At 68.7% G+C, this 24,326-nt stretch carries 25 protein-coding genes and 1 pseudogene; 17 read left to right on the top strand and 9 right to left on the bottom strand.

Features of this window, described 5'->3' with window-relative positions:
• Nucleotides 1-228 precede the first annotated feature (228 nt).
• The 3 genes from AB5J56_RS15450 to AB5J56_RS15440 form a co-directional block, all read right to left on the bottom strand.
• Nucleotides 229-1,533 carry an ATP-binding protein gene (locus tag AB5J56_RS15450; RefSeq protein ID WP_369233296.1) on the bottom strand — a complete coding sequence of 435 codons (1,305 nt, stop codon included), beginning with the start codon at nt 1,531-1,533 and terminating at the stop codon, nt 229-231.
• A complete protein-coding gene (locus AB5J56_RS15445; protein ID WP_369233295.1) occupies nt 1,530-2,315 on the bottom strand; it encodes a hypothetical protein in 786 nt (261 codons plus the stop codon). The genes AB5J56_RS15450 and AB5J56_RS15445 overlap by 4 nt, the downstream gene beginning before the upstream one ends.
• Before the next feature lie 88 nt (nt 2,316-2,403).
• Nucleotides 2,404-2,910, bottom strand: a complete 507-nt coding sequence (locus AB5J56_RS15440; protein WP_369233294.1) for a protein phosphatase — start codon at nt 2,908-2,910, stop codon at nt 2,404-2,406.
• A 105-nt stretch (nt 2,911-3,015) separates the two neighbouring features.
• On the opposite strand from AB5J56_RS15440, the gene AB5J56_RS15435 reads away from it, so the two are divergent.
• Nucleotides 3,016-3,819, top strand: a complete 804-nt coding sequence (locus tag AB5J56_RS15435) for a nuclease-related domain-containing protein (protein WP_369233293.1) — start codon at nt 3,016-3,018, stop codon at nt 3,817-3,819.
• Nucleotides 3,820-4,143: 324 nt separating this feature from the next.
• Here AB5J56_RS15435 and ligD read toward each other — a convergent pair whose 3' ends face one another.
• Nucleotides 4,144-5,022, bottom strand: coding sequence for a non-homologous end-joining DNA ligase (gene ligD / locus AB5J56_RS15430; RefSeq protein WP_369233292.1), 879 nt, complete (start codon nt 5,020-5,022; stop codon nt 4,144-4,146).
• Nucleotides 5,023-5,092: 70 nt separating this feature from the next.
• Nucleotides 5,093-5,530: an SgcJ/EcaC family oxidoreductase gene (locus AB5J56_RS15425; protein WP_369233291.1), complete on the bottom strand. Its 438-nt coding sequence runs from the start codon at nt 5,528-5,530 to the stop codon at nt 5,093-5,095.
• Between the two features lie 158 nt (nt 5,531-5,688).
• Here AB5J56_RS15425 and AB5J56_RS15420 point away from each other — a divergent pair, with 158 nt between their 5' ends.
• Nucleotides 5,689-6,786 (top strand): Ku protein, encoded by a 1,098-nt coding sequence (locus tag AB5J56_RS15420; protein ID WP_369233290.1) that lies wholly within the window; start codon nt 5,689-5,691, stop codon nt 6,784-6,786.
• Between the two features lie 26 nt (nt 6,787-6,812).
• Here the strand turns inward: AB5J56_RS15420 and AB5J56_RS15415 are convergent, their stop codons facing one another.
• Nucleotides 6,813-8,609 carry a beta-ketoacyl synthase gene (locus AB5J56_RS15415; RefSeq protein ID WP_369233289.1) on the bottom strand — a complete coding sequence of 599 codons (1,797 nt, stop codon included), beginning with the start codon at nt 8,607-8,609 and terminating at the stop codon, nt 6,813-6,815.
• Nucleotides 8,610-8,934: 325 nt separating this feature from the next.
• Between AB5J56_RS15415 and AB5J56_RS15410 the strand changes: the two genes are divergently transcribed.
• From AB5J56_RS15410 to AB5J56_RS15400, 3 genes are all read left to right on the top strand, one after another.
• Nucleotides 8,935-9,876, top strand: a complete 942-nt coding sequence (locus tag AB5J56_RS15410; protein ID WP_369233288.1) for an NAD-dependent epimerase/dehydratase family protein — start codon at nt 8,935-8,937, stop codon at nt 9,874-9,876.
• 133 nt (nt 9,877-10,009) lie between these two features.
• On the top strand, nt 10,010-10,363 hold the full coding sequence (locus tag AB5J56_RS15405) for a hypothetical protein (RefSeq protein ID WP_369233287.1): 354 nt from the start codon (nt 10,010-10,012) through the stop codon (nt 10,361-10,363).
• A 518-nt stretch (nt 10,364-10,881) separates the two neighbouring features.
• Nucleotides 10,882-11,322, top strand: a complete 441-nt coding sequence (locus AB5J56_RS15400; protein ID WP_369233286.1) for a VOC family protein — start codon at nt 10,882-10,884, stop codon at nt 11,320-11,322.
• Nucleotides 11,323-11,437: 115 nt separating this feature from the next.
• Here the strand turns inward: AB5J56_RS15400 and AB5J56_RS15395 are convergent, their stop codons facing one another.
• On the bottom strand, nt 11,438-12,496 hold the full coding sequence (locus AB5J56_RS15395) for a M12 family metallopeptidase (protein WP_369233285.1): 1,059 nt from the start codon (nt 12,494-12,496) through the stop codon (nt 11,438-11,440).
• A 1,074-nt stretch (nt 12,497-13,570) separates the two neighbouring features.
• On the opposite strand from AB5J56_RS15395, the pseudogene AB5J56_RS15390 reads away from it, so the two are divergent.
• The 5 genes and pseudogenes from AB5J56_RS15390 to AB5J56_RS15370 all read left to right on the top strand — a co-directional run.
• Nucleotides 13,571-13,948, top strand: a pseudogene (locus tag AB5J56_RS15390) (tyrosine-type recombinase/integrase); the annotation flags it as partial.
• Between the two features lie 560 nt (nt 13,949-14,508).
• A complete protein-coding gene (locus AB5J56_RS15385; RefSeq protein WP_369242567.1) occupies nt 14,509-14,943 on the top strand; it encodes a DUF6313 family protein in 435 nt (144 codons plus the stop codon).
• Between the two features lie 318 nt (nt 14,944-15,261).
• Nucleotides 15,262-16,179: a pentapeptide repeat-containing protein gene (locus tag AB5J56_RS15380; protein WP_369233284.1), complete on the top strand. Its 918-nt coding sequence runs from the start codon at nt 15,262-15,264 to the stop codon at nt 16,177-16,179.
• Between the two features lie 574 nt (nt 16,180-16,753).
• Nucleotides 16,754-17,134, top strand: a complete 381-nt coding sequence (locus AB5J56_RS15375) for a GntR family transcriptional regulator (protein ID WP_369242565.1) — start codon at nt 16,754-16,756, stop codon at nt 17,132-17,134.
• A gap of 2 nt (nt 17,135-17,136) precedes the next feature.
• On the top strand, nt 17,137-17,703 hold the full coding sequence (locus AB5J56_RS15370; protein ID WP_369233283.1) for an HD domain-containing protein: 567 nt from the start codon (nt 17,137-17,139) through the stop codon (nt 17,701-17,703).
• Here AB5J56_RS15370 and AB5J56_RS15365 read toward each other — a convergent pair.
• Nucleotides 17,691-18,164 (bottom strand): NUDIX domain-containing protein, encoded by a 474-nt coding sequence (locus AB5J56_RS15365; protein WP_369233282.1) that lies wholly within the window; start codon nt 18,162-18,164, stop codon nt 17,691-17,693. The genes AB5J56_RS15370 and AB5J56_RS15365 overlap by 13 nt on opposite strands.
• 3 nt (nt 18,165-18,167) lie before the next feature.
• A complete protein-coding gene (locus AB5J56_RS15360) occupies nt 18,168-18,923 on the bottom strand; it encodes a helix-turn-helix domain-containing protein (RefSeq protein WP_369233281.1) in 756 nt (251 codons plus the stop codon).
• Nucleotides 18,924-19,558: 635 nt separating this feature from the next.
• Between AB5J56_RS15360 and AB5J56_RS15355 the strand changes: the two genes are divergently transcribed.
• From AB5J56_RS15355 to AB5J56_RS15325, 7 genes are all read left to right on the top strand, one after another.
• Complete coding sequence (locus AB5J56_RS15355) at nt 19,559-19,765, top strand: hypothetical protein (RefSeq protein WP_369233280.1); 207 nt, start codon at nt 19,559-19,561, stop codon at nt 19,763-19,765.
• Between the two features lie 168 nt (nt 19,766-19,933).
• Nucleotides 19,934-20,218 carry a hypothetical protein gene (locus tag AB5J56_RS15350; RefSeq protein ID WP_369233279.1) on the top strand — a complete coding sequence of 95 codons (285 nt, stop codon included), beginning with the start codon at nt 19,934-19,936 and terminating at the stop codon, nt 20,216-20,218.
• Nucleotides 20,215-20,814: a hypothetical protein gene (locus AB5J56_RS15345; protein ID WP_369233278.1), complete on the top strand. Its 600-nt coding sequence runs from the start codon at nt 20,215-20,217 to the stop codon at nt 20,812-20,814. Before AB5J56_RS15350 ends, AB5J56_RS15345 begins: the two co-directional genes overlap by 4 nt.
• On the top strand, nt 20,811-21,779 hold the full coding sequence (locus tag AB5J56_RS15340; RefSeq protein WP_369233277.1) for a DUF2637 domain-containing protein: 969 nt from the start codon (nt 20,811-20,813) through the stop codon (nt 21,777-21,779). The genes AB5J56_RS15345 and AB5J56_RS15340 overlap by 4 nt, the downstream gene beginning before the upstream one ends.
• Complete coding sequence (locus AB5J56_RS15335) at nt 21,776-22,426, top strand: GGDEF domain-containing protein (RefSeq protein WP_369233276.1); 651 nt, start codon at nt 21,776-21,778, stop codon at nt 22,424-22,426. The genes AB5J56_RS15340 and AB5J56_RS15335 overlap by 4 nt, the downstream gene beginning before the upstream one ends.
• A complete protein-coding gene (locus AB5J56_RS15330; protein ID WP_369233275.1) occupies nt 22,423-22,749 on the top strand; it encodes a hypothetical protein in 327 nt (108 codons plus the stop codon). The genes AB5J56_RS15335 and AB5J56_RS15330 overlap by 4 nt, the downstream gene beginning before the upstream one ends.
• 29 nt (nt 22,750-22,778) lie before the next feature.
• Nucleotides 22,779-24,290, top strand: coding sequence for a DNA cytosine methyltransferase (locus AB5J56_RS15325; RefSeq protein ID WP_369233274.1), 1,512 nt, complete (start codon nt 22,779-22,781; stop codon nt 24,288-24,290).
• Nucleotides 24,291-24,326: the final 36 nt, after the last annotated feature.

Here is a 24,326-nt window from a genome sequence, read left to right as displayed (position 1 = left end):
GAAATGGGGCGAAGCTGACTAATCGCCACATTAGGAGGGGGTTCGGGTGTGCGCAGTTCACAGTGAGCCATCGGGGACGGGGCCCGTGAGCCATCGGGTTACGTGGTCCGTGAGTCATGGGGGATGCGGGGCCCGTGAGGCATCGGGGTTGCGGGGCGGTGAGGCATCGGGGACGCGGGGCTCGTGAGGCATCGGGGATGTGGCGCTCGTTCCGCGTGTGCCGAGCGCTCACGCCGTGGGGGCGCCCCGCTCGTCCCGTTCGTGCTGAGGGAGTGTCAGTGTCGCCACCGCCCCGCCGTCGGGCGCGTTGGCGAACGCCAGCCGTGCGCCCAGCACCTCGGCCTGGCCGAGCGCGATGGTCAGCCCGAGCCCGTGGCCCTTCGCACCGCCCTCCGTGCGGAAGCGCTGCGGCCCGTGCTCGACGAGGTAGTCCGGGAAGCCGTCCCCGTGGTCCCGCACAGTGACGACCGGCCCGTCGACGGTCAGCACCACCGGCCCCCTGCCGTGCTTGTGCGCGTTCGCCACGAGGTTCCCGAGCACCCGCTCCAGGCGCCGCCGGTCGGTCTCGACGTGTGTGTCGCGCACGACACGGACCTCGGTCGTGCCCGTCTCCGGCCTGCTGGTGGAGGTGCCGGTCATCCCCGACGCCCGCACCACCCGCTCGGCCAGCGGGGCGAGCTGCTCCGAGTCCAGGTCGAGGCGCTCACTGCGGGTGTCCAGCCGGGAGATCTCCAGCAGGTCCTCGGTGAGCGTGCGCAGCGTGGCCACCCGGTCGCGTACGAGTTCGGTCGGGCGCCCCGGCGGCAGCAGCTCGGCCGCCGCGTGCAGCCCGGTGAGCGGGGTGCGCAGCTCGTGCGCCACGTCCGCGGTGAACCGCTGCTCGCTCAGCAGTTTGCTCTGGAGGCCGGCCGCCATCGTGTCCAGCGCCCCGGCGACCGCGGCCACCTCGTCCTGGTGGCGCGTCGGATCCTGAGTACGCGGATCGTCGACGCGCGCGTCCAGGTCGCCCGCGCTGATCCGCCGCGCCACCTGCGCCGTCGCGTGCAGCCGCCGGGTCACCCTGGTCACCGCGAACGACCCCACGAGCAGCGTCGCGCCGATCGCCAGCGCCGAGGACCACACGATCGCGCTGTCCAGCGCGTTGATGGCGTGGGCGCCCTGTGAGTAGTCGACCCGCACGGCGAGTGCGTGCCCGCCGTCGGTGGGGCCGGCCGCCCACATCGTGGGGTGCGGATCGTGGTCGCCGACCATCGTGCCGCGCTGCCCGACCGAGGCGAGCGTCCGCAGCGGCTCGGGCAGCCCCGGGAGATCGACACCGGCGTCGGGCGGCAGCCGGTCGCCCGCCTCGTACGCCTTCGTCACCTCGGTCAGCCGGTCCAGCGCGTGGTCCCGCGCCTCGCCTACGGTCTGCTCGGTCACCGAGACGTGCACGAGCAGCCCGAGCAGCGCGGCCAGACCGCAGCACATCACCGTGATGAAGGCAGCCGCCTTCCAGGTGAGGGTGGCGGTCCAGTGCGGGAGGGCCGGTCTCATGAGGCGCTCTCGGAGGGCTTGGGGGAGGCCGTGGGGGAGGCTGTGGGAGTGGTCCGGTGCCGGGACGGGGACGGAGTTCCGATGCGGAGGATCTCGTCGCGCGTCGCGAGCATCGCGTCCTGTCGCGCGTCCCAGGACCAGACCGTGCGGTACTCGTAGCCCGGCAGCTTCGAGGGCGAGCGGATGATCACTTCACGGCCCGCGATCTCCACGCTGATCGTGCTGTCCGAGGTCGCCATGATCTGCACCAGCCTGTGGTGCAGGAACGCGTACACGCGCACCGCCAACTGGCGCTCGGGGAGCCGGATGCCGAGTACGAGGTCGTCCTTGCCGTCTCCGGTGAGGTCGCGGTAGTAGGCCTGGAGGATGGGGCACGTCCCGCCGTGCGTCTCGTTCCTGTCGTTCCTGTCTTTCCTGCCCTTGCCGCAGTCCTTGAGCTGGTCGACCGTCTTCGCGTACATCGCGTTCGGGCCGGTGTACTCGTCCGGGTGTGCGGCGACCTCCGCGCGTATGACGTCGACCGGATCGACCTTGCGGATGTCGTCGCCCGGCGCTGTGACCCCCTTGACCGTCTCGGTGTCCGCCTCGCCGTAGTCGAGGGCGGGGGTGGAGGCGGGCGGCACCTGGGGCCACAGCTTCGTCGGGCCCACGGCCGTGGGTGTCGCCCCGGCGCCCTTCAGGGTGCCGGCATCGCCGCAGCCCGCGAGGGCCGACGCGAGTACGACGGCGGTGGCGGCGCCGAGGGCCGCGCGTGCGAGGCGGGAGTGGCGGTTGGGGGGCACTGCACTCCTGCGTCCGGGCCGGCGATCGTCCCGTCCACCATATTCGTAAGGAAGTCCTTTTTGTTCACCGGTGGGGTCTGGGTGGGTGTCACTCGGCGAGTTCCTCCAGGAGGCGGGCTGTGGGGAGCCCGGCCTGCAAGTACTCGACGAACAGTTCGTTGTGCAGCGCCCACGGCGAGCGCCGGGCGCGCACCAGCCGAATCGCCTCGTCGGGGGAGCGGCCCCTGCGGATCAGCGCGTGCGCGACGACGAGCCCCGAGCGGTTGTAGCCGTGATAGCAGCGGACCAGGACGCGACGCCCCGCGTCCAGCGCGTCGCACGCGGCCTGCGCGAGACGGATCACGCCGGCCAGTTGCGTGCCGTCCAGCGGCCCGTCCGGGATGGCCCACACATGGTGCTCGACGCCCGGGTCCGGGCCGTGTCCGGGAAGCCGCAGCAGCGTCAGGACGACGTCGAACTCATCGCGTACGACGGCGAATTCAAGCTGCCCGGAACTCCCCGTGAACTCATGCCCGCCCATCCACAGGCCGGGCACGATCTCGCTCCACGGGTCGTCCGGAGCCGGTACATCGGGCTGCTTTCTGCGGGTCCGCAACGGCGCCTCCCAGTCCCACCCAACTCCCCCAACCGCTCCCAAAGGTAACCGGCTTCTTGCCCCCGGAGCACCCCGCCTGTTCCCATGGTCAAGGGGTGATGGTGCATGAGTGGACTGCGCGTCATACCGACCTGGCGGCATGGTCAGGAGCGGCTGTACGTCTGCCTGCGGGACGGGAGGAACGTCGCCTGGTACGACCGTGAGGCGGCCCGGGTCAACCTGCTCAGCGAGGAGCGGCGGGAGGATGTGCTCGATGTGCTCGGGCCGTTCCTGACCGGCCCGGTGACGGTGGGACCGCCCCCCGTCCCGACCCCGGCGGAGCTGGCCCGGCTCACGCTCCACCCGGACGACGACCTCGCGCCGAACCGGCCCGGTGAGGCGCTGGTGATCGACCTGGACCGCGATCCGGGGCCGGCGCACCGGCTGCGGCCCGATCCGCGGCGCCGGGCGCTCACCGCCGAGCAGGCCGTGGGCGACGCCCTCGACCAGCTGGAGGGGGCGGGCTGGCACACCCTGCACTCCCTACCGCTGCCGGGCGGCGACCGCATCCACCACCTGGTCATCGGCCCCGGCGGACTCTTCGCCGTCCGTACGGTGTACGCCCGCAAGCAGCGGGTGCTGGTCGCCGACCCGATGGTCACGCTCGGCCGCCGCGAGCCACAGGCGCTGCTCCGCCGCGTCCGCGCCGACGCCGACCGCGCGTCGTACGCCCTCACGGCCGAGGTCCACCCCCTCCTGGCCCTCACCGGCCCCACCGACCTCCAGATCACCACCCCCCTCCGCGAGGTCCGCATCCTCCAGGACACCGACCTCAACTCCCTCGCCCGCCTCGGCGGAACCCTGAAACCGGCGGACGTCGAGGCGCTTCATGCGATGGCTCGGGATCGGCATACGTGGTTGAAGGTTTGAGGTGGGGCGCCGATCCGTCCAGCTGCGGGCACGCGTGCGGCCTGGGGCGGCTGCCCACCCGGCAGCGGCGCGGTGAGGCTGGGGTGCCGATCCGCTCAAGCTGCGGGCAATCGTGCCGCTGGGGCGGCACGGGTGGGCGCAGGCGGCGCCCCGTAAACGCCGGGCTGCGTGACCCACAACCGCCCAGTACCACCGCCGGGTGACCGAGCAAAGCAAGGGGGCGCCCGGGGTTTGCCCACCCACCCCGGGCGCCCAACAACCGGACCCGAGGAAAGTCAACCCTCACTCCTCAGCTGCCCCGCGGAGCGGAACCCCGGGCTCAGCTCACGGCACGGCCCCCGCCCCGGGGCCGAACAACGGCGCCAGCAAATCCCCGTGCGCAGCAAGCCGCCCCGCAACATCCCCCGCGAGAAACGAAAGCTCCCCGGCCGCCGTACACCCCTCCACCTCCCCCCAGGCAACCGGCGCGGACACGGTCGGCGCCTCACGCGCCCGCAATGTGTACGGCGTAGCCGTGGTCTTGCGGGCCGCGTTCTGGCTCCAGTCCACGAAGACCTTGCCCGGCCGCAGACTCCGAGTCATCCGGTGCACGACCAGCCGAGGCATCGCCTTCTCCGCCGCCACGGCAAGCCCTTTGGCGTACTCCGTCACCCGCCGCGAGGACGTCAGCGCCACCGCCGCCAGCACATGCAGCCCCTTCGACCCGGACGTCTTCACGTACGCCTCGATCCCGTCCGCCGCCAACCGCTCCCGCAGCCACAACGCGACCTCGCAGCACTCGACGACGGTCGCGGGCGATCCCGGATCGAGGTCGAGGACGAGCCGGTCGGCGTCGCCCGGCGCGCCGATCAGCCACTGGGGCGTATGGAACTCGGTGACCAGGTTCGCCGCCCACATGAGCGAGGCGAGATCCTGGACGAGGACCATCCGGGCGGGCCCCTCCGTGCGCGGGACCTCGGCGGTGACGACCCAGTCGGGCGTCCCCGGCGGCACGTTCTTGGCGAAGAAGACCTGGCCGTCCGGGCCGTCGGGGTAGCGGAGGAAGGAGACCGGCCGGTCGCGGAGGTGCGGCAGCAGCGCATCCGCGGTGGTGGCGTAGTAGTGCAGCAGCTCGCCCTTGGTGAAACCGGTCGCGGGGTAGAGGACCTTCTCCAGGTTCGACAGGGCGACCCGCCGGCCCTCCACCTCCGTGATCGGTGTCATACGACGAGAGTCCCACGAGAAACGTACTGAAGTGGGGCGAAGCCCCCTCTCGCGGGCCTCGCCCCAAGGCTCAGCCCGCGTTCTCCGGGACGTTGTGGAAGGCCCTGATCCGCCAGACCCCGTCCTTCTCGGAGAGCACCCAGGAGTCCAGCGCCCGGTTCTCGTCGCGCGGCTCGGTCTCGCCCGCGAGGACGAGACCCGCCCTGTTGACGACGAGCGCCGTCCCGGTGCCGGAGAACCGGACGCTCAGTACGTCGTGGATCACCCGGGCCCCCTTGAGCGGCCCGGCGAAAGCGGCCGCCATGGCCGCGCGGACCGCCTCCTTGCCCTCCAGGTAGGTGCCGGGGAGCAGGGCGGTCGCGTCCGGGGCGTAGGAGGCGACGGCCGCGTCGGCGTCGTTGTCCGCCCAGGCGGCGAAGACTCCGTCGATGACGGCGCGCACGGCCGCTACGGCGTCGCGCTCGTCCGGGACGACCCCCGCACCCGTACTGCTGCTGATGGTGTTCATGGTCTTCCTTCCGTCGTTCGTCGTGCTCCCCGCCCATCGGGGCGAGAGCGTTTGGTCATACAGACCGGCGGCGACACGGAAAGGAATCGCGCCCGAGAAGTCCGGGATGTGGCGTTTGGAACGTCCGCTTAGCATGGGTTTGCCGACCGACAGGAAGGGTGCTGCACGTGCGATCCATCTGGAACGGCGCCATCTCCTTCGGCCTGGTCAGCATCCCGATCAAGCTGGTGAACGCCACCGAGAGCCATTCGATCTCCTTCCGCCAGATCCACCTGGAGGACGGCGGCCGTATCCGCTATCGCAAGTTCTGCGAGCTGGAGGACCGCGAGGTGACGACGGGGGAGATCGGCAAGGGGTACGAGGAGTCCGACGGCACGATCATCCCGATCACGGACGAGGACCTGGCCCAGCTGCCGATCCCGACCGCCAAGACCATCGAGATCGTGGCCTTCGTACCGGCCGACCGGATCGATCCCCTCCAGATGGACACGGCGTACTACCTCTCCGCGAGCGGCGCCCCCGCCGCCAAGCCGTACACCCTGCTGCGCGAGGCCCTGAAGCGCAGCAAGAAGGTCGCCATCGCGAAGTACGCCCTGCGCGGGCGGGAACGGCTCGGCATGCTGCGCGTCGTCGACGACGTCATCGCCATGCACGGCCTTCTCTGGCCCGACGAGATCCGCGCCACCGACGAGGTCGCCCCGGACGAGAGCGTCACCGTCCGCGACAAGGAACTGGACCTGGCCGACGCCCTCATGGACACCCTCGGCGAGGTCGACCTCGCCGATCTGCACGACGACTACCGCGAGGCTGTCGAGGAACTCATCTCCGCCAAGGCCGGCGGCCAGGAGGAACCGGCCGCCGCCCCGACCGGCGAGAAGCCCGCCGGCAAGGTTCTCGACCTGATGGCGGCCCTGGAGAAGAGCGTCCGGGCGGCGAAGGAATCCCGCGGCGAGAGCACCGACAAGGACACCGAAGCAGCGGACGTCACCTCTCTCCAGGCCCACAGGACGACACCCCGAAAGGCGGCCCGTACGGCCCCCAAGGAGGTCGCCGGCAAGAAGTCGACGTCAACGGCGAAGAAGACGACGGCGAAGAAGACCACGACAAGGAAGACGGCGACGAAGAAAGCCGCAGCGAAGTCGACGTCAACGGCGAAGAAGACGACAGCGAAGAAGACGGCGGCACAGAAGACGGAAACGAAGAAGAGCAGCGCCGGCGCGAAGAAGACGACGCCACGCAAACGCGCATCCGCCTGAAACAAGCGGCACAGCCGTCACCTGAACTACGCGGACTTCCCGATCCGCCGGAGCGCCAGCACCGCATTGTGACCGCCGAACCCGAAGGAGTTGCTGAGGGCGAGGTCGCCGAGGGCGGGCAGCGGTCGCGGGGCCTCGGTGACGACATCCAGGTCGATGGCGTCGTCCTGGTGCTCGCAGCCGAGCGTGGGCGGGATGAGGCCGTGGTGGAGGGTGAGGACGGTGGCGACGGCCTCGACGCCGCCCGCGGCGCCCTGCAGATGGCCGAGGTGGCCCTTGAGCGCGGTGACGGGGACGCCCCGGCCGAGAACGGCGCGTACGGCGCTCGCCTCGGCGAGGTCGCCGTCGACGGTGGCCGTGGCATGGGCGTTGACGTGCACGACGTCGACGACGTGCCCGCCGGCGTCCCGCACGGCCCGCCGCAGCGCGAGGGCGACGCCACGCCCCGACGGGTCGGGCGCGGCCATGTGGTGGGCGTCGGCGGACAGGCCCCAGCCGGCGGCCTCGCAGTAGATGCGCGCGCCGCGTGCCCGGGCGTGTTCCTCGGCCTCCAGCACCAGGAGCCCGGCGCCCTCCCCGTTCACGAAGCCGTCGCGGTCACCGGCGAAGGGCCGGGACGGGCTGGCGGATCCGTCGGCCTCGAGCCCGTGCGTGGACAGGGCCCGCATGGCGGCGAACGAAGCCATGATCGCCGGGGTGACCACGGCCTCCGCGCCACCAGCGAGGGCGACGTCGACATGCCCGTACCGGATCCGGTCGATGGCCTGCCCGATCGCCTCGGTGCCGGAGGCGCACGCGCTCGTCACGGTGCGCGCCTCGCCGGTGATGTGCAGCGCGAGCGACACCTGCGACGCGGCCTGCGAGGGCACGGTCATGGGGGTGGTGAGCGGCGACACGGCCCGCGGCCCCTTGTCCCGCAGCTTCCGGTCACCGCCGACGAGCACGGAGGCGTCTCCGAGAATCGCCCCGACACTGACGCCGACCCGATCGGGATCGAGCCCGCTCTCGGCCGTACCGGCCACGTCGAACCCGGCGTCCTGCCAGGCCTCCCGTGCCGCGAGCACCGCGAACTGGGCGGCCCGGTTCATCCGCCGCGCCTGCGGCCGGGGCAGCAGCCCGAGCGGATCCACGGGAACACTCCCGGCGACCCGCACGGGCAGCTCGGCGAACTCCTCGCCCTCCAACTCCCGTATCCCGCACCGCCCGTCCACGAGCCCCTGCCACAGCTCCCCGACTCCGACACCGAGCGGCGTGACCGCCCCGAGCCCGGTGACGACGACCCGCCGCGGTCCTACGACACGGGCCTCGCCGACCGGCCGAGGCCGCGGGTGATGCCGTACGACATCCCCCTCGCCGACCGCCGCGACGCCCCGCCGCCGCAGCTCGACATCGTCGACGCGCTCCTCGGCACGCTCCTGGACCGGCCCCTCCAGATCCCGGTGCCACTGTCCCCACCTGCGGGTGTACGACTCCTCGACGGCCCGTGGATTCACCGCGCGCAGGAAGGTGACGCGATCCCCTTCCCGGAATTCCACCGATTCGAGATCGGCGGAGACCAGGTGCGGTATTCCCCCGACATCCACCCGCCGACAGGCCACCGTCACCCGGTGCCCCCGGTCAAACACCTCGTCGTGATCGATCCCGCCCAACGGCGGCCGCAGCGTGACCCGAATGGTGTACGGCGTCTCCGGCACCGTGTGCATCACCACGTACCACCTGTCCGCCGCCACCTCCTCCTCGGACAGCGCGAGAAGATCACCGGGAATGACCTCGGCGACGGTGACGGCATAGGACTGCACGGGGATGTCCGAAGAATTGCGCATGTCAGCGAGTGCTTTCTGCAGAAGATCGGCAACGCCGGGCCGCTCAAAACTGCGCCCCGACCTCAATCCCCCCCGGCGACAACGCGTCACCCAACCCGCCCAACTGTCGACGAAAAAAAAGCCAATTGCCTAGATGTCCCCACCGCTGATGTGGGAATAATCACCCAGAGAACACCGGAGGGCATCGGAGGAAACCCGAGAACATCCGAGGAAATCCCCTTCCCCAATCCCCACCCCACGGAACACCAACACCAAATCCCGCAAAGGGAGTTCCACCGGAATTCGAGAGCATCGGAACCTGTTGCCCGCCGACTGAGGAGGACCTGTGCGTGTGCTGGTGACGGGTGCGTACGGCTTCGTGGGCAACGCCGTGGTCCGGCGGCTGGCCGAGGCCGGCCATGACGTGATCGCGATGACCCACCGCGAGGTCGGGGCCTCGCTTCCGCCCGCTTTCGACACGGTGTACGCCGACCTGCGCGACCCCGAGCAGCTGCGCGATGCCGTACGCGGTGCCGATGCCGTGTGTCACCTTGCGGCACTCACCCGGGTCCGCGAGTCGTTCGAGCGGCCCGATGACTACGAAGCGGTCAATCACGGCGGCACGGTGGCCCTGTTGGACGCCTGCGCCGCCGAGTTCGCCCGCACCGGCCGCCCGCTCCGGCTGGTCCAGGCGTCGACCGCGGCCGTCTACGGCGTACCCGAGCGGCAGCCCATCGACGAGCAGACGCCGACCCGGCCGACCTCGCCGTACGGCAGGACGAAGCTGGCCGCCGACGAAGCGCTGATCCGCCGGGCGGCGACCGGCACGGTGGGGGCGGTGATCCTGCGCGCGTTCAACATCACCGGCGCCGTCGCGGGCGTGGGCGACCCGGACCTCACCCGGATCATCCCCAAGGCGCTCGCGGTGGCGGCCGGGCAGGCCTCCCACGTCGACGTCAACGGCGACGGTTCCGCGGTGCGCGACTTCGTCCACGTAGACGACCTGGCCCGCGCCTACGTCCGAGCCCTGCAGGCCTGCGAGCCCGGAACCCACGCCGTGTACAACGTAGGCGCGACGGGCGCGAGCGTCAGCGACATCGTCACCGCGACGGAGCGCATCACCGGCCGTCAGGTCCCGGTCGTCCACAACCCGCCCAAGCCCGAACCGGCAACGCTGCTGGCCGACACCGCCCTGATCCGCCGGGAACTCGACTGGAAGCCCGAACGATCGTCACTGGACGAGATGATCACCGACGCCTGGCTGGCGGTAACTGAGCCCCTGGCCTGAGGAACTGCGTCCATCGGACGTTCGGCCACCCCCTCCCACCCCCACCACACATGGCTGACCAACTCTGCGTGACAACGACGTACTGCCGTCGTTGATCATGGCTATGACTACTCTTCGAAAGATCGTCACAGGCATGGGGGCGACAGCTGCGGCTGTCGGCATCGTCTTCGCCGCTGGACCACCGGCGACGGCCGACGGCAAGTGGTGCAACAATGCTGTCTGCATCGAGACCTACGACACGGGCACCTACCTGGGCCGAGTGGAGGTGTCGGTCATCAACACCAACCAGCCCCACAGGATCTCCGCGCGCGTGTGGACCACCAACGGCTGGAGTGCCAACACCAAGGTCGAGGACGTCGACGCGTTCCGCACCTATCGCGACCAGGCATACCCCCAGCGCCACTTCCCGGCGGGCACCCGCCTGTGCGCGGAAGGCTTCCGCGGCGGCGAGAGCGTCGGCCTGCCCTGCGTGACCATCACCGACTGACGTCCGCAAGGGCCGACGAACCGGGCCTTGTCCCCCGGACAGTGCCCCTGTCGCCGCAGAACGACGGCGACGGGGGCACCGGTGTCCCCGAAGGCGATAGGGGCGCCGCAGTCGGCAGACTGCGGTGTCAGATTTGTAGCCACCGGGGAAACGTAAATGGCGCCCACTGCCAGCACATGAGCACGCATACCTACTGCGCATACCTACTGCGCATGCCTACAGCGTCGTCTGTCATCGCGAGCGGGTCTCGTTGCTGGTGCTCGTACGCAGCTCACCGCCGACAGCTCCGTGCGGAAGCAGATGCTGAACCGCTGCCGGATCCCACCGTCGTCGTACTGCATTACGTGCCCGGGGCCGAGGCGGATCCCGGAGGCGTCGACGGCTTCGGCCTTGACACCCGTCTCTTCCCTTACTTCGCGGAGTTCGGCGGTCCGCGGATGTCGAAAACGTGTCATCGGCTCCGTCCCAGGGACATCAGCGGCCACCACCGGCCGCACGAAGAAGAAGGAGAAACCAGCATGGCCATTCAGCGGATGGACAACGTCGGCATCGTCGTAGAGGACATGGACGCCGCCATCGCGTTCTTCGTGGAACTCGGTATGGAGCTGGAGGGCAGGGCGGAGGTCGAGGGCCTCGTCGCCGACCAGTGCACGGGACTCGACGGCGTCCGCTGTGACATCGCGATGGTCCGGACCCCGGACGGTCACAGCCGGCTCGAGCTGGCGAAGTACCGCAGCCCCGCGGTGATCAGCGCCGGGCCGCGCAACCGGCCGCACAACATTCTGGGCACGCACCGCGTCATGTTCGCCGTCGACGACCTCGAGGACACCGTTGCCCGCCTGCGCCCTCACGGCGCCGAACTCGTCGGCGAGATCGCCCGGTTCGAGGACAGCTATCTACTCTGCTACCTCCGCGGCCCGGCGGGCATCATCGTCGGACTGGCCGAGCAACTGAGCTGAGAAGCGGGAACCGAACCGCACAGCCGAACGGAAGACAGCCGAACGGAAGCCATGAGACGGACCTCGGAGAGAGGTGGCCCGCCACTCGCGGCGGGGGAGACGCTTCCACCACCGCTCACCAGTACATGAGCGCGATCGAGCCACTGCCCCAGCTGGAGTACAGGCGGGCCCGAGCAACATAACGGTGGTCCTTGACGAGCTTGACATCGAGGCGCCCGTTGCGGTTCTCTCCGCTGTCGTCGTCGCCGGTGACGTACTTCAGACCGTCGGCGGTCTCCTCGAACAGGACCAGGACGACGTCGCTGTTGCCGAACGTGCCGACCTGGTAGCTCCGGGTCTCCGGCGGAACGATCTCGAAGTCGGCCTGACCCCCGGTGGCGAGTTGCACCGGTACCGACTGGAACGGCTGGATTCTGGCCGGCTCGGCGGCCAGCGTCGGGTACCACTGGAGCACACGCTCCTTGTCCGTGGCGGACAGGCCCAGCGTCTCCGGGATGCCGCCACGGTAGGCTTCCGGGCGCACGATGAGCCCGGGCCCGAAGCTGTACTCCATGATGGAGTGGGGGTCCCAGGTGGAACCCGTCACCTCGTTCTGCGACAGCTTGCGCAGGATGTTGTTGAACGTGACCTCGTGGGGCCAGCTGTTGGGTGGTGCGGCGAGGTCCGCGTAGACCTTCTCCTCGTTCCAGACGATGCCGGCGAACGGGTTCTGGTGCTCGTGGGCGAAGCCGATCGCGTGCCCGATCTCGTGCAGCGCGGTGGCTTTGCCATACGGGCTGGTCAGGGGCCAACCGAACGTCATGGTCGGCTCGGTGGTGCCAATGCCCAGATTGTCCCGGCCGACGTACGACGCGGACCCCTCACTCTCCCGGAAGAGGACGCGGATCTCGGAGTCGCTGGGATCGGCCACCTCCTGGAACTCCAGCCCGATCCCGAGGGCCTTCCAGGTCTGGAAGGCATGCCGGACCTCGTCCAACTGCTCCGGGCCTCCGATGTCACCGCCGTGGTCGAGGAAGGCGTAGTGCAGGACCGTGCCGTTGATCCACTTGGCGCGGACCAGGAGTATGGCCCTCGATCGGTTCGGGGTGAGGTCCGGGCGCAACACGGGCTGGGTCTGCGGTGGTTGGGCGCAGTAGCGGGGCAGGGCTGTCCCGCTCTCGGCCGGCGCGTTCATGGTGCCTCCTTCGGACGCGTGTCTTTCACCGTGAGGGCGAGCGCGTACCCAACCGTCGGCCGGTGGTCGGGCGAAGAAGGAGGTCGGCGGCGTGACACTGATCGCCACCACGGTGTTACGGCTCTTGGTGAAATGCCCGATCTGATGATTCCAGCATCTTTCCGGGCCAGCCATTCCGCAAGTTGTGAATGGTTAAATGCCCTGGGAAACAGGACGGTTGAACCATGAAACGCCGTCTTCTCATGCCCGCCGCCCCTCCCCGCACTGTCCCGGCCCGTTAGCCGCGGGACTGCGTGGCGATGCGGGCCGCCCACGTCAGTCCGGAAGGCCGCGGCAGGAGCAGAGCCTGAGCTGCGAAAGCTGGTCCTGCCACGTCCGGAACCGCTGCTGCGGCACGAACCCGAGGTGCAGGACCAGCCAGGACGGCGGGTGTCCACCATCGGAGTCGGGGTTGTTGCTCCATAGGGCATGCACACTCTGCGGGTGTGTGCCTTCGTTCGCCCTGTTGTGATGCTCGGAGCACGGCATACGGACCTGTCAACGCCAAGCGGCCTCCTCGTCCGCACATTCATATCCCGGGCCGAGCATTCGGCAGCCGCATGCACGTCTGAAGCCGAAGAACAACGACGAGGGGTGTCACAGCCGTTGGAGCCGCGGCTGTGACTCACCCCTCGTCGACTGGACTCTGTAAGCAGTGGGGCCCTTCGACATCGTGACCAGTGAGGCACTGGCGGAGAATACGAGATTCGAACTCGTGAGGGGTTGCCCCCAACACGCTTTCCAACTGCGGTGGTTGGGAGTAGGGGTGCGCGCGGGGGCGTTCACCTGTGTTCATGGGCGGTTGGCTGTCCGGGCGGTGACGGCTCGGGGTCTCGCCTGAACCGTCGTGAACGGAGCTGAATGAGACGGAAACTGAGACGGCGACCGGCGGGGCAGAGTCCTTGTCAGACCCTTGGTGAATGATCCCTGGCGTGGGATACGAGCTTCACATCACGCGGGCATCGGACTGGATGGACAGCGAGGAGTGCCCGATCGCGTTCGATGAGTGGATTGCGTTCGCTCGGGGCTGCCCAGCCGCCTCCCCTGGTGCGGCTGCTCCGCGAGCACCTGAAGGAGTTCGGTACCGCGAAGGACGGCCGGCTGTTCGCCAGCGAGCGGGGCAACGTCATCGCGGCCTCGTCCTACTCGCGGGCGTGGAAGCAGGCTCGGGAACTGGCGCTCCTCCCGCACCAGGTGTTCTCGGTGCTGGCCGTCCGTCCCTACGACCTCCGTCATGCGGGCGTCTCCCAGTGGCTCAACTCCGGTGTACCCGCCCCGGAGGTGGCGGCCCGCGCCGGTCACTCGGTCGACGTCCTGCTGAAGATCTACGCCAAGTGCATCGACGGCCAGGAGCAGGAGATGAACGACCGGATCTTGAAGGGGCTGGGGGAGGAGGACGCCAGCGAAGCCTGACTGACACAGCCCACACGCCCCTCACGCGAGCCCCGGAGTGATCCGGGGCTCGCGCCGTGTCGGAGGTGTGTCGGAAAGCTAAGTTCAAGAGGACGACGAACAGCCGCTGACCTGCCGGAAAGCCCGCAAAGATCATTACGTCGTCATTACGTGATCACTGTCAAACGGCTGCTTTCGGCGGCATCTGGCTGCACATACGCGAAGACCCCGGCCTCAGCGTTTCCGCTGGTGACGGGGTCTTTGGGCACCTCATGCAAGGTGCCCCCGGCAGGATTCGAACCTGCGCACACGGCTCCGGAGTGATTGTGCCGATCATCCAGTACACCCCCCTTGACCTGCTGCGGAGCGGATTGGAAGGCGGCGGCGACGCCGACTGTGTCGGAGGTGTGTCGGACACTGTCTGGGCTTCGCGAACATGCGCAGCGTGCCCGCGCAGGACAGTCCGGTGTTCCGCGCTGACCTGATCATGAGTCGTCAGCAGCGCGGACCAGTCGCGAGTACCCCTCGCGACCCGGCGTGGTTGATTCCGCCCCACCCATGGGGTGTGGACCCCTAATGTGATGTACGTGTCAGCTCCTCCACCTGCACCGCCTCCGGAGATCCCTCCTCCGCGGCCCAACTTGGGGCAACAGTCCGCCGCGTGGTGGACTCGTCGGCATGCCCTTGGACGTCTTCCGTATTGGCTGCTTACCGATGCCGTCATAGCGCTCGTTCTTTGTGCAACCCTATATGTCACCAACGGGTTAATGATTGGCTGGACGTCTGCGTACGAAGTTCTTGTAGGTATTAGTTCACCAGCTGACGCAAAGGTTCCATGGATTGCGTGGCCGCTGTCACTGCTTGGTTGGGCCGCGCTTCCTGCATTTATTGGCGGAGCCGCTGGCTATCTCATCACGGTTCAGATCGAAAGTCATCAGTCCCGCGACTTCGACGCCGTAGTCGCCGAACTCAGGACGCTTGCACAGTCTCCCACTGATCCGGGGGATGAGATGTGATCACGCTGCATGAACTTCACAAACGTGGCGGTGACGTCGCTAAACGCGTAGCTTCCTTCGGGAATCTGCACTCCGAATCGGACCCGGGCACTCAATCGACCGTGCCGAACTGGAAGCTTGCGGAGCAGCACTTTCGACAAATCCAGGCCATCCTGATGGCTGAGCCTGCATCACCTTCCGAATTCAGTACCCGTGAACGGGAGCGTCGTGCGGAGAACGCGGCTATCGATCTTCTGTTAGCGATCAACCCCGACGCGGGTCACCGCTGTCCAATCTGTCGAATCCGCTTCCAGACCCCCACCCCGTACTCTGGAGAACATGGTGCACGACACTGATGCCGAAGGACAGGCCGATGTCCTGCGTGGCCTGCTCTATCTCGCGTGCCCCGACGCTCCCACCAGTGCTCTCAACGAGACTGCCGAGGCCATAGCGGCGCGCTCAGCCGCTCAGGCTCCGCCTATGGAGGGCGTTCCCGAGGCTGAGCTCCTTACTGTCCGGCGCTCCGCCGAAGACCCTCCTCGCAACCTCGCCGGCGCACTGCTGGCTGGTGCACTGCTCGCCCGAGTAGATCTGAACGGCGCTCAGTTGCCCCTGGCCGATCTCTCTGGGGCAGCGTTGGACGATTCCCGTCTCGTAGGTGCAGACCTCGGTGGCGCAGATCTATCCCGAGCGCAGCTCCATAATGCGGACCTCACAGACGTGAACCTCAACGCCGCGAACCTCGCGGATGCCCAATTTTCGGGAGCAAAACTACTCCATGCAGATTTGACGGATGCAGTTCTAACGCGTGCCCGCTTTGTTGGAACTAACCTCACGGGAGCCCGGCTAGTTCGTTCGAACCTCTCCGGCGCGCTCCTCACTCACGCATTTTTGGTGGGGGCAAATCTTAGCCAAGCCAGCCTTAACGGTGGGCACCTCACTGGCGCAGACCTTACCCGCGCACGATTGACCGGTGCAGATCTCACTAGGGCAAATCTTTGGGATGCGGTCCTGTTGGGTGCAGATCTCCGAGAGGTCGATTTTGGTTTGGCTAACCTTAGAGGTGTAAACATAGCGGATGCAGATCTCACTGGGGCTCGGCACTTTCGTCTCGTGTCAGGCATCACCTGGGACAGGTATACGCAATGGCCAGAAGGGTTCGCTCAAAGGGCGCGGGAACTCTCAGAGGAATTTGAGCCTGGCGCCTATCGAGTGCGTGGCGGTAGGGCTCCCGACCGCTCTCCTGCACCGACCTAATACGTGCGAGATTGAACTCAGGGTAATTCACGCACGGCGAGCTGCTCGATTGTGGGTAACTCTCTTTGAGGGCCTGACGCTGTACAGCTACGCCAACGAGCAGATGACCACGGCGCTATCCACGGCCTGGCTAGGTATGCCAGCGCTCAACGTTGATTGGCTCGTGAGGCGGATCAGATCGGGAATCGCCTCTGGCTCCATTGCCCATTGATACGAGAACGTGTCGCTGGATAATGGACTCGCCGCTCACTCGTACGGCAGGGGCGTGAGGTGCCCCGCGCCGCGCCTCGCCTCGCCGCTGTCGAGAGGGCTGTAACACCCCGGTGTTACAGCCTCTGAACCCGGACACCCGGACACTGACGCTTTAAGGGTGTCCGGCTCATTCATGCAGGTCAGGGCTCTAACCGGACAGTCGGACACGTAGGGCACTCGGGAGGCAGGCGCGAAGTGCGAGGCTTGACCTCCACGAGGGGCAGACAGAGAGGGAGTGCGAGTGTCGCAGCAGGCGAGCCCGCGGGGGACCTTCCAGGCGATCGCGGACGCGGTAAGAGCTCAGGTCCGCTCCGATCCAAAGATGGCGGAGCTTCCGCTAGTCACGGACCTTATGCGCGAGCATGACGTCTCGCGAGGCGTCGTGCTACGAGCTTTCGCTGTCCTTCAGAGGGACGGCGTAGCAGAGCCGGTTCCTGGTCGACGCTGGCGTGTGGTCCGAGGCGAGCAGTCCGGGGATCGCCGGCCGCTGGCAGACCGCATCGCCGATGTCATCACGGATGACGGCTTGAAGGTGGGGGCAAGCTTTCCGAGTGCTTCTGAGCTGAGCAAGAGGTTCAGTTCCTCGCGCCCGACGGTGACCAAGGCGCTGGAGAAGCTGGAAGCCGCAGGGGTGTTGTCCGAAGGAGGGCAGGGCAGGTTGCGGACCGTGCGGGCTCTGCCGAATCGAGAGGGGCGTTCCTAGTTTTGACGGGACTGACGGAGTGGGCCTACCCGCTTGCCGAATCACTGCTCTCTGAGCCGCTGCCGCGTCGCTGGAAGCACTCGCTGGGCGTTGCCGAACGGGCGTGCACGATTGCGCCGATTGTCGGGGCGGACGCCGAACTGCTGGAAGCGGCAGCGGTGCTGCATGACATCGGCTACGCGCCGGACCTCGCCAAGACCGGCTTTCACCCGCTGGACGGCGCCCGGTACCTCCGAGACGTAGCGAACGCTGACGAACGGGTCGTGCACCTCGTGGCCCACCATTCCTGCGCATGGATGGAGGCGGAAGCGCGTGGCCTGCGCGAGGAGCTGGAGGGGGAGTTCCCTCGCGAGAGCGCAGGCCTGAACGACGCGCTCTGCTACTGCGACATGAACACCACGCCGGACGGCACGGCGACCAACCCGGTGGACCGGATCAACGAGATTGCCGGGCGCTATGGGCCCGACAGCCTGATCGGGACGTTTATCCGCCGTGCCGAGCCCGAGATCCTGGCGAGCACGGCGCGTGTCCTCGAACGGGTCGCCGCCGCGAAGCGTCAGCCGATGTAGGGGGCCGTCCGGGTACGGTCCATCGCGTGCTCTATCCGGAGTCGCATGGTGGGGTGTACGTCGAACGTCTCCAGGTCCGCTGGGTCAACCCAGCGGACCTGTGTCGTCTCGTTGCTTGTACGCACCTCTCCGCCGACAGGCCGCGCACGGAAGCAGATGCTGAACTGCTGGCGGATCTCCCCGTCGTCGTACTGCATCACGTGGCCGGGGTCGGTGTAGATCCCGGCCATGTCGACGACTTCGGCCTTGATACCGGTCTCTTCCCAGACCTCGCGCACCACGGTGGCGCTGATGGACTCGCCCACGTCGTGCCCGCCGCCAGGGAGCGCCCACCGGCCATTGTCCGAGCGCTGAATCATCAGCACCTGACCCGCATCGTTCTGTACGAACGCCACGACAGAGGGCACGACCGAGTTGGCCGGCGGGGCGTCGGGGTCGTGCAGGTAGTCGATACGTCCCATGGCTCATGCTCCTGTGATGTCGTGTTCGGATACTGGCCTCGCGCCTTCCCAGGTCTGCTGGACGCTATTGGCGAAGGTATCGAACAGCCCACCCCCGGGAAGTCGCCGCAGGTGCAGCACGGGGGCCAGGTAGGCGCCGATGCCGTACACGTGTGTGTTGACGAGCATCTCGTCATCCGAGCGGTAGATCGAGTTGTAGAGCACGGTGTCGTGCAGCCGGAAGGTGATCGCAGGGTGACTGGTGAAGAGAGGACGGTAGTTGACCAGCGCGTTGCGGATCTTGCCGTCCATGATGCGGTGACCTTCATCGATGCCACGGCGAATGACGGCCTCGCACGCGGGATCACCCATCAGTACGCGGATGCCAACACTCCGCGATTTCGCCTTGAGGACTGACAGGAAGCGCGGATCTTCCGCCAGGCCGATGCCCGCATAAACAAGGATGTCGATGCGCTCCTTGGCGCGTTCGCACATCTCTCGCCAGAGATCGGTCGGCACGACGTGTCGGTGCGGGTACACCGAGACGATCTCGGCCTTGCTCAAGTCGGTTGCGCTGTCGACCGAGCGTGCGTCCTCCCACAGCGTTGTCACGTCGACGTTCAGCACGGACGCGGTGGCGTACTGGTGGCGTCGGTAGGGCACCTTGCCCTGCGTGATCCAGCGCTCGACTGTCTTCGGGTTGACCTCGATCCTTTCCGCGAGCTGCTGCACGGTCATGCCCTGCGCCAAGAGTGCCGACCGCAATCGCTCGTTGGACATCTCCACCCCCGATGGGACGTCTAGGGACTTCCTGAAGGTAGCTAGATCTACCTGAGCTGTCCACGCAGGGGGTGACCAACTCCCCTGACCTGCACCGATTCTGATGGTGCATCAAGAAGTCCCGGTGCAAAGCCAAGAAACCTCATCGCCCTACTTGACGGAACCCTATGCAGTACCTGTAAAACAGGTACTGCATCACCGAACGGGATGGCTCGACAGGAAGGCGGCATCAGCCGCACGCCGCGGGCCCCGGATCGGCCGTTCTTCGACAAGCGCTTCGGCGCACATAAGCGGGCCTGGTCACCACCCCCGAAATGGCGGCCCTGCGCGGAGCAAGACCGCGCGCCTGAACGACTTCGACCCCTCCGCGGCGCGCCTCGCACGCACTGCGGCCGGTTGCCTCCGCTGCTCGTCTCGTACGAGCAGCGCTGAGGGGAGCCGGGATCGTCTCGGACCTCCACGATTCGTGGTCTTCACGTCGGTCACCGCTGTGACCGACGACCTGATCAACCTTTTCAACCGCCCATGCCGGGTCCGGATCTGACCCGCTGCCGTGGCCCCCTTGGAGCGGTCGCCGTCTCGCCAAAGGCCTGCGGCCCCTCCGGTTTCCTGTCCCTCCGACTCAGGAGTTCGTCATGAGCAACGAGCGATGCGTGCAGTGCGAGCAGCACGCCGAGATCCACAGCAGGAATTTCGGGTTCGACAACAAGCCCTGCAAGCCGTGCGAGGAGCACGTGGTGCTGCACGGCAACGACGGCTGCGGCGGCGTGTTCATGGTTGCCACGCTCACCGTCGCCGCCATGGTCACTGGCGTGATGCGGCTCGCCAGGAGCAGGACCTGACCCGCCCCAACACCCCACCGATACCGCCCCGATGGTCGCAAGGCCGGGTTCGACTCCCGGTCGGGGCACCGCCTCGCCGCACTCGCGGCTGAGGCGCCGGAGAGGTCGCCGTCTCGCCAAAAGCCTGCGGCAACTCCGGCTTCCTGTCCCTCCGATTCAGGAGCCTCCATGCGTACCTACATCGGCGGTCACCAGGCCGTCTCTCCCGACGACTTCATCGAACTGGCCCTGGGCACCCCGGTTGAGCTGTGGCTCGGGGTCGACGGCGAGAGCGACGAGGAGCGCACGGCCCGGCTGGATGCGGCCCGCGACATCCTCGCCGACAACCCCCACCTTCCTGACGACCTGATCCGCGTCGCCGCGAAGGTCATCGAGGAGAACCGGGACCTGTTCGACGTCATCCCGCTGGTTCGTCCCGCCCGCCGCACGGTGCGCAAGGGGGTGGCGGCGTGAGGACCCTGGCCCCCGCCCCGGAGACGCTGTCGGACCACACCGGCAAGCCGCGCCCGACGTCGTTGATCTCGCTGACCTACGAACAGGCCCGGTTGGGCCTCGCCTTTCATGAGGCCGGGCATGCCGTGCTCTCCATGGCCTACGGCATGCACGTCGTCACGAGCGAGGTCATCGCCTGGGAGCCGCAGCCGGGCCGCTGGAGCGTCACCGGCAACACCGCCTGGCAGGCGCAGAACACCAATCCGTGGCAGTTCGCCGCGCAGGCTGCCGCCGGAGAACTCGCCCACGTGCAGTACCTGCTGACCTACGGGCTGTGGACCCCCGAGCGGGCCGCCGCCTGCTCCTCCGTCCATGACCGCGAGCTGGCCGTCGACGTCCTCGCGCAGGCCGGCTACCGGCTCGGACGTGACGACGTCCCCGAGGGCGGCAAGTCCTGGGGGATGGTCCAGGGGATGGCCCGCCGCAGGGTCGGTTACCTGTGGCGCGAGATCCGCACCGTGGCGCACGCCATGGACGAGCACACGGTCCTCACCGGCGACGAGATCGCCACCCTGACCGGCCTGGTCAACCCGCCGCTTCAGGGAGGTGCCGCATGACGACCGCAACCGAGACTGCGCGGCCCCAGGTGCCGCCGCTGACCAAGCCAGAGATGGGCCTTGCCGGAGTCGGCGCGCTCGCCGCCGCCGCGGTCGGCGCCCTGGGGCTGTATTTGTCCTTCGACGCGGTATCCCTGGCCGCGGCACGGTGGGGCTTCACCACCCCGCACATCCTGCCCATCGCGGTCGACATCGCCATCCCGGTGTTCACCCTGGCCAACCTGCTGTTGGTCCGGCTGGACATGGCGTTGGCGTGGGTGCGGTTCGTGCCCTGGCTGCTGACCCTGGTCACGTGCTGGCTGAACATCGCGGCCGGACACTCCCTGTCCGCGAAGGTGGCTCACGGGACGATGCCGCTGCTGTGGGTGGTGTTCTCCGAGATCGGCGCCCACGTCTATGCCGTCCGCATCGGCGCCGTCACCGGCCGCCGCATGGACAAGATCCGCTTCTCGCGTTGGCTGCTCGCCCCGCTGCCCACGTTCGCGCTGTGGCGCCGCATGACGCTGTGGGAGGTCACCTCCTACACGGACGCGCTCGCTCGTGAGCGGGAACGGCTGCTGGCCCGTGCGGACCTGCGCGAGCGCTACGGCCGCAAGTGGCGCTCGAAGACCCCGCGGCGCGAGCGCGTCATGCTGCGCATGGGCGAACTCGCCCCCGCCGACGCCGACATGCCCGCCGACCGGGAGCCGAAGCGCGAGGCAGCCAAGCCGCCGCGCAGGCGGCAGGCCAAGGGCAAAGCCACCGCGCCGCAGCGCACCCCGGCCGAACTGCTCGCCGAGGCCCGCACCATCACGGCCGACTGGACGGACGCCGCGATCAACGCCGAGGCACTGCGCAAGGCCCTGCACTGCGGCTCCGGCCCCGCCCGGCAAGTGCGTGACGCCCTGCTCGCCGAGCGGGCCGACGGCCGCGCCCTGCACCCCGTGGACGCGTCCCACGCAGACGCCGAGGGGGTGGCCGCGTGAACACCCTGGCCACGGCCCTGCTCTCCGCGCTGCCGCTCGCCGCCGGATGGGCAGCTCACGTGTGGTGGCTGCGCGGCCGTCTGCACACCGCCCGGCGCGATCCACTGACCGGACTGGTCACCCGGGACGGGTTCACCCGCCGCGCCACCACCCTCCTGAAGGACCCGCGCGCGGTCGTGGTGCTCGCCGACGTCGACCGCTTCAAGCAGATCAACGACGAGCATGGGCATGCGGCCGGGGACGCGCTGTTGCAGGCGACCGCCGGCCGGCTCGCCCGCCACGTCGGCCCTTCCGGGGTCGCCGGGCGGCTCGGGGGCGATGAGTTCGCCGCCGTTCTCATCGACGACCACGGCACCGCGGCCGACCTGCTCGCCGTGCTGCACCGTGTGCTCGCCCGGCCGGTCGACGGCCAGGACCCGGCCGCCTGCACCACGGTCTCGCTCGGCTGGGTGCGCGCCGGAGACTTCCCCGCAGATGACCTGTCCGGGCTGCTGCGGCGGGCGGATGAGGCGATGTACGCGGCCAAGCAGGGTCGCGTCGGATTGCGCCGTGCGGGGCTGGGCCGGCTGTTCGCCACCGTCGCCGGACGGCGCTCCGGCCGCATCGGCGCCCGCACCGATGTGCCCGCGGTGGGGGTGGTCGCATGAGCGAGCCGCTCGCCGCCACCGGCAAGTGGCGGCGCGTGATAGGGGCAGCGGGCCATCGCTGCCAGTGCGTGGGTGCGTGCGGCAACCCGCACGCCAAAACGCAGGGCCGTTGCCCGCGCGAGCACGACGGCTACACCAGCAAGCACGGCCACCGCGTTCGCCTGCTGGCCGCGCCCGCCGACCCGCTCACCCCGCCCGTCCAGGCCGCCGTACTGCCGTCGCAGGAGTTGCGGGCCTGGTGCCCGGAGTGCCACACCGCCGCCGCCCGCCGGGCGCGCAGCACGGCACCCGGCGACGACGCACCGGGCCTGTTCGAGCTGTGAACCCACCTGCGTTGAAAGGGAGTTCGGGCATGAGCCTGACGTTCACCGATCTGTTCTGCGGCGCGGGCGGCTCGTCCACGGGCCTGGTCGCGGCCGGGCTGGAGTTGCGGCTCGCGGCCAACCACTGGCAGCGGGCCGTCCAGACCCATGCGGCCAACCACCGCGAGGCGGAACACCTGTGCGCTGACATCAACAACTACGACATGCGGCGCCTGCCCCGCACGGACATCCTGTGGGCCTCGCCGATCTGCACGGAGATCTCCCCGGCGGGAGGGCGCAAGCGCACGCACGGCCAACTCTCCCTGGAACTGGGGGAGTACGGGCCGATGGAGAACGCGGGGTGGGAGCGCACCAGGGCGACCGCCTACGACGTGATCCGCGCGACCGAGGTGCACCGTTACAAGGCGGTGCTGTGTGAGAACGTGCTGGAGTTCGTCGTCGACTGGGAGCTGTTCGACTGGTGGCGTAAGGGCATGGAAACGCTCGGCTACCACTCCCAGATCGTCTCCGTGTCCTCCGCGCACGTCGGCGGGGCGGACAACCCGCCCGCCCCGCAGTGGCGCGACCGGATCTACGTCGTGTTCACCCGCACCGACCTGCCCCGGCCGGACCTGAAGCCCACCCCGCTCGCCTGGTGTGCCGCCTGCGAGCGGGACGTGCACGCAGTGCAGACGTGGCGCAACGGGCGCCGGGTGGGTAAGTACAAGCAGCAGTACGACTACCGCTGCCCCAACTCCGCCTGCCGTCACGCCCTGGTGGAGCCGTACGTGCGCCCGGCCGCAAGCATCATCGACTGGTCCAACCTCGGTGTGCGCATCGGCGACCGGCCCGTGCACGGGCTGCGCCCCCTGGCCGCGAACACCGTCACCCGCATCCGCAAGGGCCTCGACCTGCTCGGTGACCGCGGCATGATTCTCACCGTCAACCACGGCGGCCACGACGGCAGGGCGTTCCCAGCCGACACCGGGCCGCTGCCCGCGCGCACGGCGAAGATCGGTGACGCCGTCCTGGTGCCATCCGGGGCGTTCTATGTCAAGAACTACGGCGGCAACGCACGTCCAGTCGACATGGTGCGCAGCATCGCCGAGCCCTTCGGGACCGTCACCGCCCGGGACAGCCACGCGCTCGCCATCCCGCCGCAGGCGGATGACTCGTTCATCGTGACCCTGCGGCGCAACGCCACCGCCCGCCCGGTCTCCTCCCCGGTCGACACCGTGACCGGGCAGGGGCGGCATCACTGGCTCGTCATCCCCTACCGCAACGCGGTGACCAAGCCGGCCGGCGAGCCGCTGCACACGCTCGGCACCAAGGATTCCGCCGGACTGCTCGGTCCGGCACCGGAGTTGGACGACTGCCACTACCGGATGATCCAGCCGCGCGAACAGCTGCTCGCGCAGCGCTTCCCCGGCGAGTACATCGTCCACGGCAACAAGGGCGAGCAGACCATGCAGGCCGGAAACGCGGTCTCCTGCAACGTCGCCCAGTGGATCGGCGAACGCGTCACCGCTGCCCTCGCCCGCACCGCCGCGCACGCCGCCTGACCGCCTCCGGTGCTGCCCGGTGAACACCGGACAGCA

Source organism: Streptomyces sp. R21 (assembly GCF_041051975.1).
Classification (GTDB): domain Bacteria; phylum Actinomycetota; class Actinomycetes; order Streptomycetales; family Streptomycetaceae; genus Streptomyces.
Note: the sequence above shows the minus strand (reverse complement) of the source record. Positions and strands in the feature narration are given on the sequence as shown.

Bases quoted from the DNA above. Each gene is read 5' to 3' on its own strand.
- AB5J56_RS15450 (WP_369233296.1), bottom strand. From the start codon at position 1,533: ATGAGACCGGCCCTCCCGCACTGGACCGCCACCCTCACCTGGAAGGCG.
- AB5J56_RS15435 (WP_369233293.1), top strand. From the start codon at position 3,016: ATGAGTGGACTGCGCGTCATACCGACCTGGCGGCATGGTCAGGAGCGG.
- ligD (WP_369233292.1), bottom strand. From the start codon at position 5,022: ATGACACCGATCACGGAGGTGGAGGGCCGGCGGGTCGCCCTGTCGAAC.
- AB5J56_RS15425 (WP_369233291.1), bottom strand. From the start codon at position 5,530: ATGAACACCATCAGCAGCAGTACGGGTGCGGGGGTCGTCCCGGACGAG.
- AB5J56_RS15415 (WP_369233289.1), bottom strand. From the start codon at position 8,609: ATGCGCAATTCTTCGGACATCCCCGTGCAGTCCTATGCCGTCACCGTC.
- AB5J56_RS15405 (WP_369233287.1), top strand. From the start codon at position 10,010: ATGGGGGCGACAGCTGCGGCTGTCGGCATCGTCTTCGCCGCTGGACCA.
- AB5J56_RS15400 (WP_369233286.1), top strand. From the start codon at position 10,882: ATGGCCATTCAGCGGATGGACAACGTCGGCATCGTCGTAGAGGACATG.
- AB5J56_RS15395 (WP_369233285.1), bottom strand. From the start codon at position 12,496: ATGAACGCGCCGGCCGAGAGCGGGACAGCCCTGCCCCGCTACTGCGCC.
- AB5J56_RS15385 (WP_369242567.1), top strand. From the start codon at position 14,509: ATGTACGTGTCAGCTCCTCCACCTGCACCGCCTCCGGAGATCCCTCCT.
- AB5J56_RS15380 (WP_369233284.1), top strand. From the start codon at position 15,262: ATGGTGCACGACACTGATGCCGAAGGACAGGCCGATGTCCTGCGTGGC.
- AB5J56_RS15375 (WP_369242565.1), top strand. From the start codon at position 16,754: ATGGCGGAGCTTCCGCTAGTCACGGACCTTATGCGCGAGCATGACGTC.
- AB5J56_RS15365 (WP_369233282.1), bottom strand. From the start codon at position 18,164: ATGGGACGTATCGACTACCTGCACGACCCCGACGCCCCGCCGGCCAAC.
- AB5J56_RS15360 (WP_369233281.1), bottom strand. From the start codon at position 18,923: ATGTCCAACGAGCGATTGCGGTCGGCACTCTTGGCGCAGGGCATGACC.
- AB5J56_RS15355 (WP_369233280.1), top strand. From the start codon at position 19,559: ATGAGCAACGAGCGATGCGTGCAGTGCGAGCAGCACGCCGAGATCCAC.
- AB5J56_RS15350 (WP_369233279.1), top strand. From the start codon at position 19,934: ATGCGTACCTACATCGGCGGTCACCAGGCCGTCTCTCCCGACGACTTC.
- AB5J56_RS15340 (WP_369233277.1), top strand. From the start codon at position 20,811: ATGACGACCGCAACCGAGACTGCGCGGCCCCAGGTGCCGCCGCTGACC.
- AB5J56_RS15330 (WP_369233275.1), top strand. From the start codon at position 22,423: ATGAGCGAGCCGCTCGCCGCCACCGGCAAGTGGCGGCGCGTGATAGGG.
- AB5J56_RS15325 (WP_369233274.1), top strand. From the start codon at position 22,779: ATGAGCCTGACGTTCACCGATCTGTTCTGCGGCGCGGGCGGCTCGTCC.